Raw genomic sequence first — 20,274 nt, 5'->3', positions numbered from 1 at the left:
TACCGCAAAGTGGGGCGTGCAGATTGCGGGAATGATTTTTCAAACACGCTCTAATACATCGAATATTAAGTAACTGCCATATTGACTTGTCTTGCAAAGAACCTTTTTCAAACCATTAATATACTGACACTCAGGCAACCTGCACGCCCCAGATTTTCTTTGTTTCCAGGCCTCTGCCAGGCTTTCCTGTTACACAGATGCTCTTATTTCTCCAGTTTCCAACACCATTATCCGAGAAACAGATTCCAGCACCATCTGCAGTCTTTTTCACCTGAATCTTCATTTCCAGATTCCGTACCTTGCCATACATCAAACTGGTCTTTACAAGCTCATCCAGATCTTTTTCCAGCTGTGCTTTATCCATATACACGCTAATCTTTTCCTCCGCCAGCTCTGCTTCCAGCCATTCCTGACCTGGTGTAAAGTATTTCTGTCTTGCCTTTACAAATTCATCTATAAAACTGTTAAGCTCCACTTTCTCATTTCTCTGTAATATCTTTCTCATAAAAGAAGCCTCCTTGCCTTAAAAAGCGTTACTGTTCGGTTACTTCGCAGCAACTCAAAAATATCATTCTTTTTTCCTTTTCTGAAAGATATTATAGCTGTCTATGTTAAATTCTGTGTATTGCCAATGTTAAACATATTTAAAATAATTATACCTATTGTAAAGAGCAATATTAAAGTATCTTTTTTATAAAAAATCCCGCAATCCGTTATCATCAATACGGACTGCGGGATTTTCCACTAAAAGGCTGCGAGCCAGGGACTTTGGGAATGCGCTTTAAATTTTCCAGTACCCCGTACCACAAACAGCGCATTCAACCTGAGAACCGTCTTCTCTACTGAAAATTGTTTTCGCTTCTGTACTCCCACATTGTGGACAGCAGTTTCGCGCATTCTCCTCGCATCCTCCACCGGACACATTGTCCAACTCATCATCTGAAAGCTCTCTTTTTGTTATTTCGTCTTCCATCAAAAATATCCCTCCATCCAAAATCAATTAATTCTGTGTTTTGGTGGAAGTAGGATCCCAGTAGGTTGCACCGCAGCAGGCGCAGGTTACATAGGTGCAGCCATAAAGCGGCTCTCTGGAAGAAGCCTCCGTACTTCCGCATTTCGGGCAGCTGTATCCTACGTCGCAGGAATCACCGCCTGTTACATTGTCCAGCTCATCATCTGAAAGTTCCTGGGTTACCGGGTGTAATCTGGCATACATTTCTTCTGCCTGTGCAGCATCAAGCTCCATGCCGTTTTCCTTCGCCAGTTTCTGAAGTTCTTCCACAGATCCGGTTCCCTTTGCAGCTTTTAAAACTTCCTTTGTCATTTTGTTCTCTGCCATAGTCAAGATTTACAGCCACCTTTTCCCCGGCAGGTCCACTCCATATGTATCTGCGGTCTGCATCATGCCTGAAAAAATGTGCTCTAAATTTCCATTAAATATCAGTACCCGGATTATAAGCAATTTCCGTATAATTCTCATATTCCTGCAATGCACTGACAGTTTTCTCATAATATCCCTGTCCGAAAAACACACATTTGGAGGGATCTGCCCCCAGTTTGTCCCCGGTCAGCACAATAAAACTTAAGTTAATGGATTATTTACCCATCTGCTTTGCGAAGTATTTGTGAACAGGCTTTATTTATATGGATTTGCGCGGTTCTGCTCATAAAGCTTACGCAAATTTGACGCAACTTACTGAATAAACTGGGGGTTCTGAACTTATTCTAATTCGGAATGGATCCGGCTCTTTTTTTCATACCTACCAGCCAAACGCATCACGAATCAGTGCCCCCGTTTCCCCGTCTATGTAAAACAGTTCCTGTTCGTCCGGGGAATCTTTCCACTGGTAAGGGCAGCGAAAGCTCCAGACAGGTCTGTATGTGATTCCGTCTGCGGTTTCATCAATATAGTATTCCAAACATATTTTTGTAACTGGAATCGTGGTGGATTCTGTTTCCTCCGCAGTGTCCTGTTCCGTGAAGAGACCAATTTTGCCTTCTTTTACATATTGTTCCACTGACTTCATAATTTCTTCCATTGGAAGCATAGTAACTGTTTCTTCCACTTTCAACTGAAGCGGAATCGGTATGTTGAAATAACAGTCTTCAGGCGCAGGGCCAAAGCCTGCAGTTCCCAGATAACCATGCTGAGAAAGCCCGCCCACCGGGATCCCATTCAACAGAATCTCTGCATCGTAATAATCATATCCCTCTGTCATGTTGCTGATTGATTTTCTTACAGAAGTTCCTGTTAAATTAGCTTTGGAAAGCAGCTGATTTATAATATTTAATTCCCCTTCCGTATTGTTTTCTAAAGCTCCCAGGTCTTTTTCACTTAATCCGTCACACTGTATTCTTCCGTCTGAAATGAATAACTGCAATCCTTTCTCTTTATTTTCCCAGCCCGTTTCATCTGTCTCAGATTTTTTCCAGCCATCTTCCCCGCCAAACCAGGAGCAGATTTCTTCCTCTGATACGCTGCGTTTTTCCAGAATTCCTTTCGAAACATCGGTGGTACTTCCGGTAATATCAGCCTCTATCGTAAGAGTTCCAGATTTTCCCGGCAAAGAAGCTGTTACATGGCTTTCCTTTACCTGTAATACTGCTGTTTCCGGATCATATTTCTCATTCGCTCCCGTAGCATCTGAAGGATTTTCTGAGTCTGTTGTTTCCTGTGTACTCTCTTCCGTAGAATCCGAAATGGGTTCTACACCAGTATCTTCCGCCTGCATCTTTCCTTCTTTTCTGTATTTTTCTATAATATCCCGTACTTCATCATTTAACGGAAGGGTTACTGTAAGGGTCTGCGGCGTATATCCTCTGTAAGCATCCTCCGCAGGCAGTGCATAAGCCAGCATTCCTTCTGAATCTGTAAAAGAACCAGTTTTAAAAATCTTTCTGAAAGCTTCATCATCTTTCCAGGTGTAATAGATCCTGCCGTTATAATCCGGATATGCCTGAATGGTCATGGAAACCTCTACCTGGGAATCTTCATTTAATATTTTCTCTGTCAAAGCATCATCATACAGGGTAATATGTCCATAATAGAGATCTTCCCCGTCTATCTTATTCAAAGTTGCAAGTGCATCTTCTCCATTCACTGTCGCATGGTCACGGCAGCTGAGCGTATAATTCTCCACCGCCCCGGAAAGCTCTCCAAGAAAGCTGAAACCGCTGCCATCAAAATACGCTTCTGTAACAGACAGCATAGACTGGTTCCAATCCCTCTCCTTTGGCGTTATATGATAAGAAGTCACATCTTCCACATTTTCTGCAGTTGAATCAGGTTCTGTGACAACCATTTGAACAGCTTCCTGTTCTGTAACACCCTGCTGCTCCAGTTCTTTGTGAAGCCATCCAAGTTTTGTTGCAAGTACGCCGGTGCTGACGCCTAATACAGCAGCCACAGGAAGAAGAATCCGGATTATTTTTTTCTTATTCCCTGAATTTTTTGATCTTCCTTTATCTGATTTTACAATTAGATTCTTCGTGCTGCTCATTCTCTCATCTGGAGAATCCAAAATTCCCTTCAGAACATCTTCCATAGCTTTATCAATATTGTCCGGTATCACAGTTTCTTCTTTTAAAATTTTTCTGATTTCTTTTTCATCCATAGTCTTCACCTCCTGATCACCTTTTTTAATTTTGCTCTTGCCCGGGAAAGTTTGGTTGATACGGTGTTGCTGTTCATTTCAAGAAGATTACCAATTTCCTTTACGGAAAATTCATCAAAATAATAGAGTTCCACGATTTTCCGGCTTTCTTCATCCAGACATAAAAGCAATTGTTTCCATTCGCAAAGGTCCAGATCTTCACAATGTACACCTTCTGAGAAATTATCCAGTTCCGTGTCATGGTTCTTTTGACGGAGAATGTCTTTGCATTCATTTATCAGAATCCGCATCAGCCAGGTTTTAAAATATTTCACTTCCCTTAATCCCTGTATCTTTTCATAACAGGACAGGATCGTATTTTGCAGTGCATCTGCAATGTCCTGTTCGTTCCGAAGATAAACCCAGGCAGCTTTATACATGCTCTGCTTATTTATCCGGATCAGCTGAACGAACGCTTCTTTATCTCCATTTTTAGCAGCTGTTACCAAAGCCTCCATTTTATTCCCCCTTTTTGTTTTTATAACTATTAGACTTAAAATATGGGAATTTGCTTTCAAAAATTTTTTATTTTTACAAAACAAGACACAGGCAATCGAAACTTGACTGTCTGTGTCCTTTTTATATCTGACTATCATTCTTAAATGTTATTTTGTACAGCAGTTCAACCCTTTCGTTTACATCTGCCTTCCCTGATATTGCACTGTCAATACAAATACTTTTTTCTTGTTTTCATCAACTTTAAAAATAGCAATATAATTGTCAATGATCAGCTGTTTATATTCTTTTCCGGCATAGCGGCCTACCAGACGGTCCTGGTGCGATTTTGGAAACAGTTCCAGCTTTTTTATTGCCTGCCAAATCCGATCCGTCTGTTCTTTTGCAGTTTCAGGTGACAATTTTTCAAGTGCAATATAAGCATAAATATCATGAATATCCCGGTACGCTCTTGGATACAGCATTATCTCATATTTATCCATAATATTTCTTGTTGAGCTGTTCCATTGCACTTTCTAATGAAATCGGCTCTGCTCCTTCTGTTACTTCCTGTTCTGCTTCATAAATTGCCTGATCAATCTTGTTTGTCTGGGCAAAACGTTCATACAGCTCTGAACTCATTACAACTAAGTCACTATATCCATTTTTCGTAATAAATATTGGTTCCTGCTTTTTATGTGCCAGTTCCGATATTTCACTGGTTTTTCTTAAATCTCTAATCGGCATAATTGTTGGCATAATGAACACCTCTCTTTCTTGTGCTATAATTGTATCATAATTATGAGTCTGTGTAAATTCTTATTCTAGAATTTTTGAAAATTATGTATGAACTTCCAGAAATTTTCCGCCTAAAAACTCGCACCACAGCCGCAGCTGTGGTGCATTCTTGTCTATTATTTTTTATAACCTTACGACAACTAAAATCTATTCTTAGATCTCGAAATTTTAATTTTTCCGTTTTAGTATTCTGAATCTGAAAAGACTTTACACCTATGCCTAAACATGACACAATCCAGTCAATCATGTTCTCTTCATGATCCTCAAATGTCAAAATCAACATTTTCCCAATATGCTTCACCTTGCAAACGTTTATATCTAATTTCTAATTCAAATGCGCTATACGTGCCATAACTTCTTCCATTGTAATCTGTCTCACAGTTTTAATCCTGCCATCATCTTCCCGTTTCACTATCAGATATATCTTATTATCTTTTGCCTCCTTGCTTCCATTCTGGTAAAAACTTCCATCCTCGTCCATTAGTAAATGAACTTCTTTTCCATGCCACATCCAGCTACCTGTCGCAGAATCGAGGTCAATGCCATTCTGCTTATATTCCTGAATCTTTATTTCTGAATTAAGATTATCTCCTACTACACAGGTACCCTCTGCTGTTTCCACTGCATTTTCAACTGTATCCTTCTGTTCCGCATAATTTGACACCACATCTTCTGTCACTACTGCTGTTTCCGTCGCTGACCCATCATTGGCTTCCGTTACTGTTTCCTCATCGTAAGCAAACATATGAATAGTACTTCCCGTTTCTGTATCCACAGCTTCTTGTACATAAGATGATTCTTTTCCAGCCGCTGCTTCCAACGCTTCCATTTCCTTTGTCCGCTGGTCATATTCTTCCTGTGTAGCAATCCGAACGCCCGTTAATCTGTAATCGTCTTCCCTTACCGTATAGACATCAATTTCACCTTCCGGCATCTGGATCGACTTATAAGTATCCTCAAGCTGTCGGTCAATCAGCCATCTTACGGTTTTCCCCTGATAATACAGTGTATCACTGTCTGCATCATAAGTAACACCGTAGCATTCAAGATAAGCAAGTTCATTACGCATTTCTTCCTTATGCCAGTCGGATAATTTTTCCTTTTCTTCCTCTGTCAGATTGGAAGATGAAGAATCTTCGGAGATAAATACCTTTCCTCCCATATCATATCCGTAAGTCATTGCCTGCACACTGTAGCCGCATACTGCCACAGATAAGGTAGTTCCCATTAATAAAGCTGCAATTTTTCTTTTCATTGTACATCCAACTCCTTTACATTTTTTATTATGTCCATACCATACCATTGAATTTTGTAATGTAATTGGAGTTTATATGTGATTTGTGTGTGATTTATAGAGAAAAGGAAAAACAAACCCCATCACATGTATTACCCATACGATAGCTTGCTCCATGCTGGTCCAAGATCATTTTTACAATATAAAGACCCAATCCGCTTCCACCGGTCTGGCGGTTACGGGACTGTTCCACACGATAAAATGCTTCAAACAAATGGACTAATGCTTCTTCCGGAATAAACACCCCGGTATTTTCAATCTGGCAATATACCGTCTCGGTATCTGTTCCCGGTTTCAGCAAAACTCTGATATGATTTCCTTTTTCTTCCGGCGTATAACGGATGGCATTAAGCAGAAGGTTAGAAAAAACTTTGTCCATCATCACCGGATTCACATCTGCATACAAATGTTCTGGGATCTCCACTTGCAGTTCCAGTTTTTTATTTTCTATCAGTTCAGCCATATCAGCAATCTGCAAGCGGAGCTGTTCTGCTATATCGGTCTTTTGTGTAATAAATTTGTTATTCTCGATCCGTGAAACAGTCAGAAGTTCCTTTACCATGTCTTCCATTTTTTCTGTGGTTTCCAGTGACCGCTGCAAATAGTAATTTCTGTCCCTGTATTCCCCTACTCCCTGCAGCATTCCGGACAAGTGCCCTTTCAATATTGTAATCGGTGTTTTCAGTTCATGGGACACTGCTGAAAAAAATGCAATTCTCTTTTTCTCTATCTTGCGTTCCATTTCGATATCTGACTTAAGCTTTTCATTTGCACTCTTCAGTTCTTCCAATGCTCGTGAGAGGTTTTTGGAAAGCTCATTCAAGCTTTCCCCTAATACTCCTACTTCATCTGTTCTTTTCCCCTGATAGGAACTGTCAAAATCAAGCGCAGCCATATTTTGAGCCAGTTGACTTAACCTAACGATCGGAAATGTCAAATAAAGGGATGCCCCCAGTGCAAACAATATGGAAACTATAATAGCGATTCCAAGGATATACGGCAGTATCTGATATAATATTTCAAGAGCCTGATTGACTGGCTGCATTCCCCCAGAAACAATCATTGTATATGTTTCTCCACCCACTTTAACGCTGTACCGTTTCACTGCTGAATTATCTCCGACTTCTGCAATTCCATCAGCCTGTTGGACGACATCCTCTGTTACGACGTCCGCCTGGCCGATTACTCCCTCTTCATAGGCCGCATTTTCTTCCTGTACGATAGTGGTTTGCTCTGCGCTATTTTCGTGTGTCAATATCATATCACCCATATAACCCTGCTCTACCACACCATTATCCAATACATCTTCTGTCACGGCTGTACTCTCAGCCGGCCATATCCTATTTCCCTGTTCATCCAAAATCACGACTGAAACTTTCGAACCTGCTTCAAACAATTCAATGGCATAAGAAGCTTCATTAATCGTTTCATAAGAATGAATGGTTTCAATCATTTCCTGTGAAACCGAATCAATATCCTTCTGTAGCTGTTTACTATAATAGGTTGGAAGGAATCCTACAATTACCGCATATGTAATTCCACTGGATACTGCCAGTAAGACAGCAATCAGTGTGCAAATTTTTATGGTCAGACTGTTTTTAATTCTCTTTATCAATCCGGTATCCCACCCCTCTTATTGTACTAATCAGATTTACTCCCAGCTTTTTGCGGATATTCTTAATATGTGTATCCACAATTCGCTCTTCCCCATAATAATCTTCTCCCCATACCATATTTAGAAGTTTCTGGCGTGTCAAAACGATTCCTTTGTTAATCAGCAGAACATATAGCATTTCAAATTCTTTCTGTGTTAATTCAACCTCTATCTGTTCTCCCTTTTCTGCTTTACAAATATAAACATGATGCCCCTTCACATCCACGCTTAACGTTTTATAAGAAATCACCTGCAATTCATCTTCTCTTTGTGTCCTTCTCAAGATTGCTGCAATTTTTCTCAATAAAATGGGTATAGAAAACGGCTTGGTGACATAATCATCTGCATTCATATCAAAGCCTTTGATCTGATACGCTTCTTCATCTAATGCCGTAAGCATGATAATTGGTACATTCGATTCTCTACGGATTAATTCACATACTCCAAAACCGTCTATCTTTGGCATCATAACATCCAACAGCACAAGATCAAACTCGCCATTGTGAAATTTTGCAATCCCATCCACACCATCATACGCCAGTGTAACTGCATATCCTTGATCTATCAAATAGTTTTCTAATATTTTCTGAATGTCATCCTCATCTTCAACAACCAATATTCGATACATAAAATCACTCCCCACAATTTCTTTTTAATATTTCCTGTAATTATACATTAGATATATGGAGTTACGATGGAGTTAATAAAAAATATAGAATTATTTTCACACATAAAATCTATATCATTATAATAAAACCATTTTCTTTTCATGGCAATGCGTTTTAATCATTCCGATGTTACAACATAATTGGCTAAGTAATCGGAACACTACTCCAAGATTGATAGTGGTAGTGGTCTTTCCTCCACCTTCCTGCAGACATTCTGGCTTCACACTGCCATTTTTAAAATCATAAATTTTGTTAACGTGTTTTCGTGTATCTCTGTCAATTCCAAGACAATATACCAATGCTTCATGATATACGTCTTTCCATCTGCATTTAGGCAGATATTCCAAATAGAATTCCTTATGTTCTTTGCTCATAAAAGTTATTGTGCGAGCATCCTCGCCAGCTGCGCCTATCGCTGTACTTGCCATATTGATTTCCTCCTTATGCAATTAGTTTTTAAGTTTATAATTTGATTTTTGAAAATTATGGCGATCTGATGAAACCGCTGATAATTTGAGTAACTTCGCTGAAGATTGCAAGCCTTTGCTTTTACTCAGTTTTTCCTTACTCAATACTCAATTTTTGGAGATTCTTGGTGATTTCCAGCGATGCTTGGCGGTATTTAGGACTTTTTTAGAAAAATATAGAAAAAAGCCCCGAAAACCTTATAATCACTGTGAAACGTAGTGTTTATAAGGCTTTCAGGGCCTTTAAATACTTAAATTCAGACTTATTAAAATAATAGAAAGAAAACTTAAGTTAATGGATTATTTACCCATCTGCTTTGCAACTTCCTCAGCAAAGTTCTCTTCTTTCTTCTCGATTCCGTCTCCGGTCTCGTAACGAACGAAGCCTTTGATTGTGATCTTAGCGCCGTTCTCTTTAGCAACCTGTGCTACATAGTTGCCAACAGACTGTTTTCCATCTTCAGCTTTAACATAAACCTGGTCAAGAAGGCAGATCTCTTTAAGCTCTTTCTTGATACGTCCTGTGATCATTCCCTGAATAACCTTCTCCGGTTTCTGGGATTCCTTAGGATCGTTCTGGATCTGAGCCATAAGGATTTCTTTCTCATGCTCGATATACTCAGCACTTACTTCGCTGTCGCTTGTGTAAAGAGGTTTCAGAGCTGCAACCTGCATTGCAACGTTCTTAGCCATCTCTTTGACAGCGTCGTTTACAACATCTGTCTCAACGTCAACAAGAACGCCGATCTTTCCACCCATATGTGTGTAGGAAGCAACGAAACCGTTCTCCTCTTTCATCTGAGCGAATCTACGGATGTTCATGTTCTCACCGATAACTGCGATCTGAGCTGCAAGAGCTTCTTTTACAGTCTTAGTGGTATCAAGTGCCCATGCCTCTGCAAGGAAAGCATCGATATCAGCTGCTGTAGTTGTCAGAGCCTGAGCTGCAACATCTGCAACATACTGCTGGAATTTCTCGTTCTTAGCAACGAAGTCTGTCTCGGAGTTAACCTCAACAACAACTGCGTTCTTAGCGTCGTCAGCAACAAGCGTCTTGCAAAGACCCTCTGCTGCAACACGGTTTGCTTTCTTCTGAGCGGTAGCAAGACCTTTCTCGCGAAGGAACTCTACTGCTTTATCCATATCGCCTTCTGTAGCTGTAAGAGCTTTCTTACAGTCCATCATACCAGCGCCGGTCATCTCTCTTAACTCTTTTACCTGTGCTGCTGTAATAGCCATTTTCATTTCCTCCTGATGATAGTGTGTTGTAAGGACCTGTCCGTCAGCTGTGGATATGCCTATGCAGGCATAGCTCATTCACAGCTGATGTCCAGAATTTTCACAAATTATTCCTCTGTAGCGAACTCTTCAGACTCAGCCTGGATTTCTCCCTCAGCGTCTGTCTGTCCCTGGTTTGCTTCGATAACTGCGTCAGCCATCTTGGAAACGATCAGTTTTACAGCACGGATAGCGTCATCGTTACCCGGGATTACGTAATCCAGTTCTTCTGGGTCACAGTTAGTATCGCAGATTCCGATAAGCGGAATTCCCAGTGTATGAGCTTCCTGAATACAGATCTTTTCCTTCTTAGGATCTACTACGAAGATAGCATCTGGAAGTCTCTTCATTTCTTTGATACCGCCAAGGTTCTTCTGAAGTTTATCTAATTCTTTTCTTAAAGCGATAACTTCTTTCTTAGGCAGAACATCGAATGTTCCATCAGACTCCATGGTCTCAATTTCTTTCAGTTTCGCAATACGGCTCTGGATAGTCTTGAAGTTGGTAAGCATACCGCCTAACCATCTCTCATTTACATAGAACTGTCCGCAACGCTCAGCCTCTGTCTTGATAGCGTCCTGAGCCTGTTTCTTAGTACCAACGAAAAGGATATTTCCGCCGTTAGCTACGATATCAGCGATTGCATTATAAGCATCGTCAACCATTCCTACAGACTGCTGTAAGTCGATGATATAGATACCATTTCTCTCTGTGTAGATGTATGGAGCCATTTTAGGGTTCCATCTTCTTGTCTGATGTCCGAAATGAACACCTGCCTCTAAAAGCTGTTTCATTGAAATAACGCTCATGTCTTTTTCTCCTTTTGGTTAAATTCTTCCGCATGAATCCTTTTCCTCTCGGACCCAGCCTCACACCGCAGGGCACCATCCTGGGAATCTCCATGCGTGTTTGATAGTTTGCAACTTTTGTATTATAACATGACAAAACCCTCCGTGTAAAGAGGGTTTTTGCAAATTTTTCCGCTAATTTTTCCGCTATTTTACAATGAAAGTCCCAGACGGCAGCCATGAATGAGCCAGGCTTGCATGAGCGAATTCATGGATATCGGGCGGGCTATACCGTATGAGTAAGTAGGGCGATAGCCCGAATTACAAATACAGTCAACAGCTGCAAAGCAGCTGACTTTCATATTCAACAATATTTGCGTAAGCAGACATACCCTTTTAGGAGTTTTCGCATTTCAGCGCCGCCAGTTCATCAGGCGTCAGTTCCCTGGCCTTTCCTTTCGGCAGGTCATCTGGCAAAGTCAGCGCCCCCATAGAAATCCGTTTCAGATAAATTACTTTCTTTCCAACAGCTTCCATCATTCGCTTCACCTGATGAAAACGGCCCTCGTGGATTGTCAGAAGAATTTCAGAACACCAGATGCTGCCCTCCGGATCTGCCTTATGTCCTGCAGCATTTGAATTGGCTATCACTGCTCCTGATTCACCTTCGACCTTTTTACGGTCATCATCCTCTTTCCATGTACTGAGAATCTCCAGCTTCCCCGGCAAGGTCGGCTCCTCATCTCCAATATCCACACCTAGCCGGATCTTCTCTATATCCTCCGGCACCACTTTTCCTTCCGTCACCGCGAAATACGTCTTATCCACATGTTTCTTCGGGGAAAGCAGTCTGTGGGCAAGCTGTCCATCATCTGTAATAAGAAGCAAGCCTTCCGTATCCTTATCAAGACGTCCTACCGGAAAAAGATTCCGTCTGCCATCCTTTGGCACCAGATCCAGAACTGTCTTTTCCCTGGTATCTTCTGTGGCACTTACATATCCGGCAGGCTTGTGCAAAAGATAGTACACAAACTCTGCCCTTGCTCCAACATGCTCTCCGCCAAATTCTACCACGTCCGTCTCCGGATCTATTTTCAGTTCCGGCTTTTTCGCTTTCTCACCATTTACCTGAACCATTCCTTTCTGGATCAGCTTCTTCACTTCCGTTCTCGTACCTGCTCCTGAATCCGCCAGAAATCTGTCCAGTCTCACTGCTTTTCCCATTCTTTATAGTAGCTCTCCTTCTTTATTCCTTTTCAAAAACCTCAAAGGATAATGCCCGCTGTGAATCCTCTTTCATAAATTCCGGAACATCCTTCGCCATTATGGACCACGCTGCCTCTGATTCCACTCCGTCAATCACAACCTTCAGGCTGGCCCATTTATCAGCTTCCCTTTTTTCCCAGAATGGCACCATCTGGTAACATCTCAGAACCTTTTTCAGTTCTTCCAGCTGTTCCGGTTGATCGTAAACTACAGGAGAAGAATATTCATTGTGCTCCTCATTCATATAATATTCCACTTCCACAGCGCTCAGCTTCACATCCTCCATAGAGACAGGATACCCTGTTTCCTTCAAAATTTCAACTGTCCTTTTGAACTGCGGGAATACATAAAAGCATGCGAAAAAATAATAGTCTCCGGTTCTGCCAGGCACCATGGCATCAACTGATTCTGCAGATGGTACTCCGGAATACTCAATGTTCAGGCTTGCACATGGCTCTCCGGTCAGCACTTCCGGATCCGCCTCCTCTACATCCTGACGAAATGCATCCACCAACAGCTGTCTCTTTGCCTTATTGTCCTGGAAAAGGGAAATAGATTCTCCTGTAATAAAATCACAGCGCACCTCATCCACATATTTATCATCCAGCTTTAAAATGGAATAGCGCTCAGACTTTAAGGTTCCCTCCGCATATCCCTCTTTATACAAGTTCTTCTGATTCTCTGTGCTGACCATATAAGAGCGATAAACAGTTTTTCCGGATTTCAGGTCATAACGCATCTGAAGTCTTGATGTATCGTTAGAAGAATCCCATATATCGCCGTTCCACAGCGCTCTGTTGTCACTATCTTCTGAAAGGGATCGGCATATAACCTTGTTTTCCTTCACAATCTGCTCCACACATGCATAAATATCAGGACTAATGCCCAGATTATTGCCCAGAAGATCTCCATTCCTATAATATCCGGAATCCTGTGTGGAAATCTTGCCATCTTCATTTATTTCAACGCTATAAGTATTCTCCCATCCACCGCCATCCGTAAATTCAGCTGCAATATTTTCGATTTTATCATAAGAAGGGATATAGTTGTCGTATCCAGTCAGGTCAAATAAGAACATACAGGCCACAAATGCTACACAGGCCCCGCTTACCACAAACTGTATTTTATTGGAGAAAAATTTTCGGAAATCCCTGTAATAAATAATTCCCATTATCCCTCCTGAAAGAAGGGTTCCAAAAATCAATCCGAAAATCCACCATACAATTCTGGAATTGTCACTTGGAAGCATATAGAAAATAAGTCCGATTCCAAGTCCTCCGGGAACCACAATCATAAATCTTATGATTGTGCCAACCCATGGAAAAACAAAGGCCATACCGGTTCTTTCGGATTTTCTGTTTACAAATGCATAATATCCAAGAACGCCAAAAGCGATTGTCACCAGAAGCACAATTCCCAGAATGCCACCATAATTTCCTTCTGCATATTTTCCCACAAAGGTGTAGGCAAGGATGACTGGTGACGCCATTTCTCTCAAGCCTTTTATATAGCCATAGACACCTACACTGCTGGTATAATAAAAGACTTTTTCGTAAAACTGCAGAGTAACAGAAAGCACCGGTCCATAAGCAGCCACTGCAATAAGCAGAAGAGCTCCCATAAGCAGATGGCCGGTAATGCAGATTACCAACACAACCGAAAAATACAAAAGCAGATATAAAAGCAAATGAAATACCATCATCAAAAATGCCAGTTTCATAAGATGAAGGCTGAAAAATCCCCTCATTGCCCCGATGCAGACGGAGAAAAATTCCATTGCCAGATATGGAAGCAAATAATACAAAAGGGACTGCAAAGTCTTATGCCAGAACATTCTGCTTCGTTTCACCGGAAGACTGTGATAGAAATCAATTTTCCGCGGTGAATAAAGATACCAGAACTGGCTGATTCCGTTAAACAATGCTGCAGTTGCCGCAACTGCAAGTCCGGTGAGCATAAATCCATCCTGCCACAGATTTGCATAAAGTGCATTGATCTCACTGGTGGTGTATCCCATTCCAAACCAGTTTCCCAGCATGATCAGCTCTGCCACCGGAAATGCCAGAAGAAATCCGATGGTCACAAAAGCCGGAATCCACATCATGCCTTTTGATGACACCTTCATATATCTGCTAGAATAAATTTTTGATTTCATAGCCTGCCACCTCCGTTTCACTGATAAAAATTTCCTCCAGGGTCAGAGGAAGCACCTCCATAAAGAGAGGATTTTTGGCCTGGATCTTCTCTATGATCTCACTTCTGGTTCCCCGGGCTGTTATCATAAGAAGAGACCCCTGATGCTGCACCTTCAAAACCTGAAGTTCCTTTTCCAGTTCTTTTTCCTGCTGTCTTCCGCTAAGCACACACTGTATCTTGTGAATGTGAAATTTCATGTCTTCCAGATCTTTGGAAAGAAGAATCCCCCCTTTATGCAAAAGCCCGACATGGTCGCAGATATCCTCCAGTTCGCGCAGATTGTGAGACGCGATCACAGGAGTAAATTCCCGGTTCATAATCTCCGACGCAAACAGGCTCTTTACTGCCTGACGCATTACCGGATCAAGTCCATCAAAGGTCTCATCGCAAAACAGATATTTCGTTGCCGCGCACACACCGATGATTACCAGAACCTGTTTTTTCATACCTTTGGAAAAAGTTGCAATTCTGCGATTTTCTTCCAGATGGAATTGTTCCATCAGTTCATGAAAAAACCTGGTTCGAAACTGAGGATAGAAGTTCCGGTAAAAGCGCACCAGATCCATTGCTGTATAATTTGCCGGAAAATAACTGTCATCTGAGATATAGAAAAACAATTTCTTTGCTTCTTCATTTTCATACACTGGCATACCGTCAATCTGGATTTCCCCTTCATCTGGCCTTATAATTCCAGCCATCATCCGAAGCAGGGTGCTTTTCCCGGCGCCGTTACTGCCCACAAGACCAAACACTTCCCGCACTCCAACATCCAGAGTTGCTTTATTGACCGCTTTGACAGTGCCAAACGCCTTACTGCATTCTTTGACTTCTATCATGGCTTCTCCTCCTTGTAACACTCCCCGATAATATAGATCAGCTCTTCCTCATTCATTCCCATAGCCTTTCCCTTCTGAATCATGGCTTTTAGTTCTTTTGTATAGGAAGCTTTGCTAAGCTTACGCACTTCTTCACTGTCTGCGATAAAATTTCCTGTTCCTTTAACCGGGTAGATCAGTCCCTCCTGTTCCAGCTGCATGTAGGCTCGCTGGATGGTGTTGGGGTTGATCGATAATTCCATGGCCAGCTGCCGCACAGAGGGCATTCTGGAGCCTGGCTCCAGTACTCCCTTCAGGATCAGGTTCCGGAATTTCTCCTCCACCTGCTCGTACAGTGGCCTTCTGTCCTGATAATCTAAAACGATCATAGACAGGCCTCCTCCTTTCTAAGTGTATTAATACGTTTAATACACTTAAGATAGCATATGTGTACTTTAAATTCAAGACGGGAAATTCTTAAATGTTTATAAAGTGGAATGCGCCAACAAAAAACCTTCTCACAATCTCCCCTGTTTTTCCAGGATTTTGTAAGAAGGTCTTCTATTTTTCTTAATATATTTCTGATTATGCTTTATATCAGCCTCGTACATCCTCGTTTCTGATAATTCTTATAGCATCTCCAGATACCATAAGTTCCTGCAAAAACAAGAAACAGATTCAGTGCAATTACGGATGTGGCTCCTGTATGATCCAGCATGTACAGCATCACATCACTGACCAGCAGGCTCCAGATATTTGCCCCCATATGAAGAAATACACTGGCAAACAGATTTCCTCTCCATTCCAGGATCAATGCGAAAAGCAATCCCATAATAGTTGCATACACTCCCTGGAGCAGATTCATATGGTAAATTCCAAATGTCAGTCCTGAAAACAGTGCAGCTGTGATCACGCGCATATTATCTCTCATACGAAGAAATACCAGCCAGCGGAAAATAACCTCTTCTGCAAAAGGTGCTGCAATCCCCATCCAGAAAATCAGACTCCAGATACTTTTCCCCTCGGAAATCAAGGACTGAGTTTCCTGATAAGCTTCCGGATTCAAATATTGCTGAAAAAGCCCTACCAGAATGTTTCCATATTGACCAAGAAATGCGCCAATTATAAGAAACCCCAGAATTTCAGGAACAGGAAGGTGACGATCAGCTGCAGGATATAATATCCCGGTTTCTTTTCTTCTTGAAAAATCGCCCCGATACAACAATATGCAGGGAACTGCAGCCAAAATCCCTGTCAGACCAGTCAGCATAAGCACATGCTGGTAATATGCACTCATATCTGCGCCAGTCCGCTGCACCAGAAAATACAGTCCCAGATAGGAGACAAGCTGGGAAAGCACAAAATGGATTCCCACCGGATACAGACACTTCCATGCCAAAACCGGCATTTTCTGTTTTCTTCTGGGGCTCAGGCGAAAAAATCCAGTATTTCCTCTGCCGAATTCACAATTTTAAAAGGATGGGCATTTTTCAGTTCTTCTTCGGTTCCGTACCCATAGGAAACTGCAATGCATTCCAATCCGGCGCGTCTTGCCCCAAATACATCATGCTCTTTATCCCCCACCATGATCACCTGGTCACGGTGTTCAGAAAATCCCAGCCGCTTCAGAGTTTCCTCGATCACCTCTGTCTTATTGGTTCGTCTACCCTCAGGCTCACTTCCAACCATCTCGTCAAAATAAGAATCAATATGGAAATATTCCGCAACGATCTTCACGAAATTCTCTGGTTTGGAAGACGCAATGGCAAGCTTGTATCCTCTTTGTTTCAGTCCGGATAACATTTCCGGAATGCCAGGATACAGTTCATTCTCATAAATCCCCACTGGTGCGTATCGTTCTCTGTAAATCTCAACTGCCTTTCTTGCTGTTTCTTCGTCAATTCCCGCATATTCCTGAAACTGCTCCAAAAGGGGCGGTCCCACAAAAATGCGCAGCTTCTGAAGATCTGGTTCTGGTTTTCCTACCTTCTCCAGAGCATATTGTACGGATTTGGTGATTCCCTCCCCGGAATCGGTGAGAGTTCCGTCCAGATCAAATAAAATAGCTTTGTACATCTGTGTTTTGCCTCCTGTACCGTCATGTAATTTTTGTCGTTGATTTTTCAAGTCTTTCGCTATATGGGTGTTAATTATAACATCATTTCTTTATAACGTCCAGATGGCAAAATCTTAGTTAATGGTTACCATTCACTCCATGACCAGTAACAATTGATGCACACTTTCAAAACTCCCATATAGGCATATGCACAATTCTTCTCCCATCTATTACCGCAATCACCTTCACAGTATTTTCCTTCGCTGTAATCGGCTGGTCAAATATAAGGGTATCCCCCTTCTGGTGCCAGAAAATCTCATCACCATTTAGGTTCAAAGACAGAATTGTAACATCCTGCTCACCGGTAGTTCTTATAACTTGTATTTCAGGATATTCATTTACAGGGACTGTTTCTTCGTGTACAAAACGTATTGTGTCATTTTTATTATCATTTATGTTATTGTTTTTATTTATATTTTCATTTTTTTCTCTATTTTTATCATTTCTGTTATAGAATCCAAGTCCATGAGATGTCTTTGCCATTCCGACTGCTGTAAAAACCGTGCCGGCTCCTGTGAGTTTCAAGTGCTCACTGGTATTTTCTTTTTTAGGACTTTCCGTAATTTTTGCTTTGGACCTATCTGCTTTTTTCCGATCAGTATTCTTTGTTTCTCTGGCAGTAATCCTGCTTTCACTTATATTTTCATCTGCTGCGGTATCTTCTGACTTTTCTTCTTTGCTTTTTGCTCTATTCTTCTCTACACGGGGAGTCTTTTTTGTAGTATTGCTTTTAGACTCAGTTCCATTGTCAATGTTGTCTGCATTTATATTCGTTTTCTTATTCTCTGCGTTTTTGTTTGCCGGTGAGGCTGCCGTGACACTGTTTTCTTTCTTTATTTCTTTCTTGTTTTCTTTTGGTCTTCTCTCAGCACCCGCAGCTTGAGGTTTTTCCCAGCCCTCCTCATCACCTGTGTTGTCACCGTTCTCTGTTTTCGACAAGCCAGCTCCTGCGTTGCTATTATTATTGTTATTATTCCCGCTGTTGTTATCGTTACTGCTGCCGCTATTATGACTGTTATTATTACCGTCATTTTCTATGTCATTACTGCTAGTACCGCCATTCGCGCTGTCACTATTGCGGTTGTTATTACTCTCATTACCATTACTGCCCCCATTTTCTTTCTGCTCTGGCTCCGTAGTTTCCTGATTTCCTTCAGCCTCCTCCCAATTATCAAATATACCTTCATCAGCACCAATATCGATATCAAATCCTCCAAATTCCCCACCATAAGTGTAAAGTATACCAACTTTGGTAATAAGTAAAATCACTGTCACCATCAGATAAATTCCAGGTTTCCGAAAGTTATTCCAGATGCTGTGCGAATATATACCTCTTCGATTTGAATTTTTCGCAATTTTTCTCCTTATGCTTCTCCATCTTTTCATTTTCCCTCACCTGTTTCACTTTCCATCTGTTTTTCCCAGATTTCAACGCTCTTACAATCCGTCCCATCTGCCTTACTGCTTCTGTATAAAACATAAAGTCTCCTGCTGGAATTCTTCTGACCTCTTCGCAAAAGGAACAGTCCATATTTCCCATACCCTTCTGCAAATTCCGGCGCATACAAAAGCAGCTGCTCATAATACACGGCGGCCCGTTCCCACTCTTTCTGAAGTTCCGCATTTACCGCCAATAATAAAAGCAATTTTCTCTGCTCTTCATCTTTCGTATATTCTTTTTGCAGTTTTTGCAAAGCACTTTCTGCATGCTCGCATTTTTTAAGAAGAAATTTATCTGCTTCTTTGTCTGTACTTTTTTTATCCGCTTCTGCTGCAAATTTCTTTGACAACGAAGAAGACTCATTTTCCTCTATCTCGTAATATCCTTTCGTTACTTCTGCCAATGCACTTTCGAAAGCTGCCTGCTGCTCTGATCCTGCAAGAAATACACCTGCAGCCAGCAAAATCCCCGTAGTTCCAATCACCACCGCTGCATTTTTTCTGGCAAGCCCTTTTCTTTTTCCTATACCAGAAAGCATTTTTCTTGCCTGTGCCGCATTATCAAATCGTCTTTTCCCCTGAGGCCGGGTACATTTATAGAGAAACAAAGCAAATCCCGGAACTTTCCACAAAACAGATAACCAGTTTTTTCCTGCCAGCGCCTGTAATGTTTTTCCCAAAGCATAAAGATCACTGGAGCTGTTTACTTTTCCCTCATATTGTTCTGGAGCTGCAAAGCCTTCTGTTCCCATACAGATCCGCTGATTTTCTCCAAATCCAAACACCGCGCTCCCAAAATCCACCAGATACAATTTGCCCGAATCTGAAAGCATAAGATTATCCGGTTTCAAGTCCCCATAATATACCGGCGGCTTTTGCCCATGAAGATATTCCAGAACTGCAAGCACAGTGTCTCCGTAGGAAAGAAGCTCATCCGCTGCAAAAACATGTCCCTCCTTTAACATCTGTCCAAGGGACTTTCCACGAATATATTCCATGATCAGATAACAGTGATTTCCATTTTCCACATAATCTACCATCCGTGGAATGGATGGATGTTCCAGAAGCCGCAGCAGTCTGGCTTCACGCTTTTTCTCAAGGGGAAGTTCTTTTACTGCCCAGTAATTTCCAAGCTCCATATCCCTGGCAAGGTACAAATGCCCCTCCCCACCTGCGCCTACCTGCTCCAGGATACAGTAACGCATTTTCAAGATCATACCTGTAAGATTGATGATAATCACCTCGATTTTCACATAAAACGCAACCCTTTACCAACAACAAAAACGAGACAAAAAAGGCTTCAACTCCTTGTCCGCGTAAATTAAGTGAATGCTGCCGATGACTTCCGGCAAATGATAAATATAAACAGAATAAAAATTAGTGATTATGAAATGCCCGCTATTCTG

The 20,274-nt window shown here is 41.5% G+C and carries 22 protein-coding genes; 1 reads left to right on the top strand and 21 read right to left on the bottom strand.

Annotation, left to right across the window (positions count from 1 at the left end; translation table 11 throughout):
• The coding region (locus LIZ66_RS19955) for a DUF6783 domain-containing protein (RefSeq protein ID WP_408611521.1) at positions 1 to 73 on the top strand (73 nt) is incomplete at its 5' end.
• A gap of 57 nt (positions 74 to 130) precedes the next feature.
• On the opposite strand, the gene LIZ66_RS08985 is transcribed toward LIZ66_RS19955, so the two are convergent.
• The 21 genes from LIZ66_RS08985 to LIZ66_RS08885 form a co-directional block, all read right to left on the bottom strand.
• Positions 131 to 505, bottom strand: a complete 375-nt coding sequence (locus LIZ66_RS08985; protein WP_148461890.1) for a hypothetical protein — start codon at positions 503 to 505, stop codon at positions 131 to 133.
• Between the two features lie 276 nt (positions 506 to 781).
• A complete protein-coding gene (locus LIZ66_RS08980; RefSeq protein ID WP_226815175.1) occupies positions 782 to 973 on the bottom strand; it encodes a bacteriocin in 192 nt (63 codons plus the stop codon).
• A gap of 27 nt (positions 974 to 1,000) precedes the next feature.
• The gene (locus LIZ66_RS08975; RefSeq protein ID WP_173718330.1) at positions 1,001 to 1,324 is read right to left on the bottom strand and encodes a bacteriocin; all 324 of its coding nucleotides are present in this window, start codon (positions 1,322 to 1,324) and stop codon (positions 1,001 to 1,003) included.
• A gap of 436 nt (positions 1,325 to 1,760) precedes the next feature.
• On the bottom strand, positions 1,761 to 3,614 hold the full coding sequence (locus LIZ66_RS08970) for a hypothetical protein (RefSeq protein WP_226815176.1): 1,854 nt from the start codon (positions 3,612 to 3,614) through the stop codon (positions 1,761 to 1,763).
• Positions 3,615 to 3,619: 5 nt separating this feature from the next.
• Entirely contained in the window at positions 3,620 to 4,111 is a 492-nt protein-coding gene (locus LIZ66_RS08965; protein ID WP_148461893.1) for an RNA polymerase sigma factor, read from the bottom strand.
• Between the two features lie 177 nt (positions 4,112 to 4,288).
• A complete protein-coding gene (locus LIZ66_RS08960) occupies positions 4,289 to 4,591 on the bottom strand; it encodes a type II toxin-antitoxin system RelE/ParE family toxin (RefSeq protein WP_173715914.1) in 303 nt (100 codons plus the stop codon).
• Positions 4,584 to 4,847 carry a type II toxin-antitoxin system prevent-host-death family antitoxin gene (locus LIZ66_RS08955; protein ID WP_118579486.1) on the bottom strand — a complete coding sequence of 88 codons (264 nt, stop codon included), beginning with the start codon at positions 4,845 to 4,847 and terminating at the stop codon, positions 4,584 to 4,586. Before LIZ66_RS08955 ends, LIZ66_RS08960 begins: the two co-directional genes overlap by 8 nt.
• Before the next feature lie 364 nt (positions 4,848 to 5,211).
• Positions 5,212 to 6,141 (bottom strand): hypothetical protein, encoded by a 930-nt coding sequence (locus tag LIZ66_RS08950; RefSeq protein ID WP_227200879.1) that lies wholly within the window; start codon positions 6,139 to 6,141, stop codon positions 5,212 to 5,214.
• A 94-nt stretch (positions 6,142 to 6,235) separates the two neighbouring features.
• On the bottom strand, positions 6,236 to 7,795 hold the full coding sequence (locus tag LIZ66_RS08945) for a sensor histidine kinase (RefSeq protein WP_173718325.1): 1,560 nt from the start codon (positions 7,793 to 7,795) through the stop codon (positions 6,236 to 6,238).
• Positions 7,779 to 8,462, bottom strand: coding sequence for a response regulator transcription factor (locus LIZ66_RS08940; protein ID WP_173718324.1), 684 nt, complete (start codon positions 8,460 to 8,462; stop codon positions 7,779 to 7,781). The genes LIZ66_RS08945 and LIZ66_RS08940 overlap by 17 nt, the downstream gene beginning before the upstream one ends.
• 117 nt (positions 8,463 to 8,579) lie before the next feature.
• Positions 8,580 to 8,930, bottom strand: a complete 351-nt coding sequence (locus tag LIZ66_RS08935; RefSeq protein WP_118579471.1) for a DUF6075 family protein — start codon at positions 8,928 to 8,930, stop codon at positions 8,580 to 8,582.
• Positions 8,931 to 9,269: 339 nt separating this feature from the next.
• Positions 9,270 to 10,208 carry a translation elongation factor Ts gene (gene tsf / locus LIZ66_RS08930; RefSeq protein ID WP_173715911.1) on the bottom strand — a complete coding sequence of 313 codons (939 nt, stop codon included), beginning with the start codon at positions 10,206 to 10,208 and terminating at the stop codon, positions 9,270 to 9,272.
• 107 nt (positions 10,209 to 10,315) lie between these two features.
• Positions 10,316 to 11,056, bottom strand: a complete 741-nt coding sequence (gene rpsB, locus LIZ66_RS08925; RefSeq protein ID WP_118579468.1) for a 30S ribosomal protein S2 — start codon at positions 11,054 to 11,056, stop codon at positions 10,316 to 10,318.
• Between the two features lie 375 nt (positions 11,057 to 11,431).
• A complete protein-coding gene (locus LIZ66_RS08920) occupies positions 11,432 to 12,259 on the bottom strand; it encodes a pseudouridine synthase (protein ID WP_227200878.1) in 828 nt (275 codons plus the stop codon).
• Positions 12,260 to 12,281: 22 nt separating this feature from the next.
• The gene (locus LIZ66_RS08915) at positions 12,282 to 14,456 is read right to left on the bottom strand and encodes a DUF6449 domain-containing protein (RefSeq protein WP_227200877.1); all 2,175 of its coding nucleotides are present in this window, start codon (positions 14,454 to 14,456) and stop codon (positions 12,282 to 12,284) included.
• On the bottom strand, positions 14,434 to 15,333 hold the full coding sequence (locus tag LIZ66_RS08910) for an ABC transporter ATP-binding protein (RefSeq protein WP_173715908.1): 900 nt from the start codon (positions 15,331 to 15,333) through the stop codon (positions 14,434 to 14,436). Before LIZ66_RS08910 ends, LIZ66_RS08915 begins: the two co-directional genes overlap by 23 nt.
• Positions 15,330 to 15,701: a GntR family transcriptional regulator gene (locus tag LIZ66_RS08905; RefSeq protein ID WP_118579456.1), complete on the bottom strand. Its 372-nt coding sequence runs from the start codon at positions 15,699 to 15,701 to the stop codon at positions 15,330 to 15,332. The genes LIZ66_RS08910 and LIZ66_RS08905 overlap by 4 nt, the downstream gene beginning before the upstream one ends.
• 203 nt (positions 15,702 to 15,904) lie before the next feature.
• Entirely contained in the window at positions 15,905 to 16,720 is an 816-nt protein-coding gene (locus tag LIZ66_RS08900; protein ID WP_118579453.1) for a CPBP family intramembrane glutamic endopeptidase, read from the bottom strand.
• A gap of 20 nt (positions 16,721 to 16,740) precedes the next feature.
• Entirely contained in the window at positions 16,741 to 17,388 is a 648-nt protein-coding gene (locus LIZ66_RS08895) for an HAD-IA family hydrolase (protein ID WP_148461902.1), read from the bottom strand.
• A 166-nt stretch (positions 17,389 to 17,554) separates the two neighbouring features.
• The gene (locus tag LIZ66_RS08890) at positions 17,555 to 18,814 is read right to left on the bottom strand and encodes a hypothetical protein (RefSeq protein ID WP_227200876.1); all 1,260 of its coding nucleotides are present in this window, start codon (positions 18,812 to 18,814) and stop codon (positions 17,555 to 17,557) included.
• The gene (locus LIZ66_RS08885; protein ID WP_227200875.1) at positions 18,811 to 20,121 is read right to left on the bottom strand and encodes a serine/threonine-protein kinase; all 1,311 of its coding nucleotides are present in this window, start codon (positions 20,119 to 20,121) and stop codon (positions 18,811 to 18,813) included. The genes LIZ66_RS08890 and LIZ66_RS08885 overlap by 4 nt, the downstream gene beginning before the upstream one ends.
• Positions 20,122 to 20,274 lie beyond the last annotated feature (153 nt).

This window comes from Blautia faecis, from assembly GCF_020554845.1.
GTDB lineage: Bacteria > Bacillota > Clostridia > Lachnospirales > Lachnospiraceae > Blautia_A > Blautia_A faecis.
This window is presented reverse-complemented; position numbering and strand designations above follow the sequence as displayed.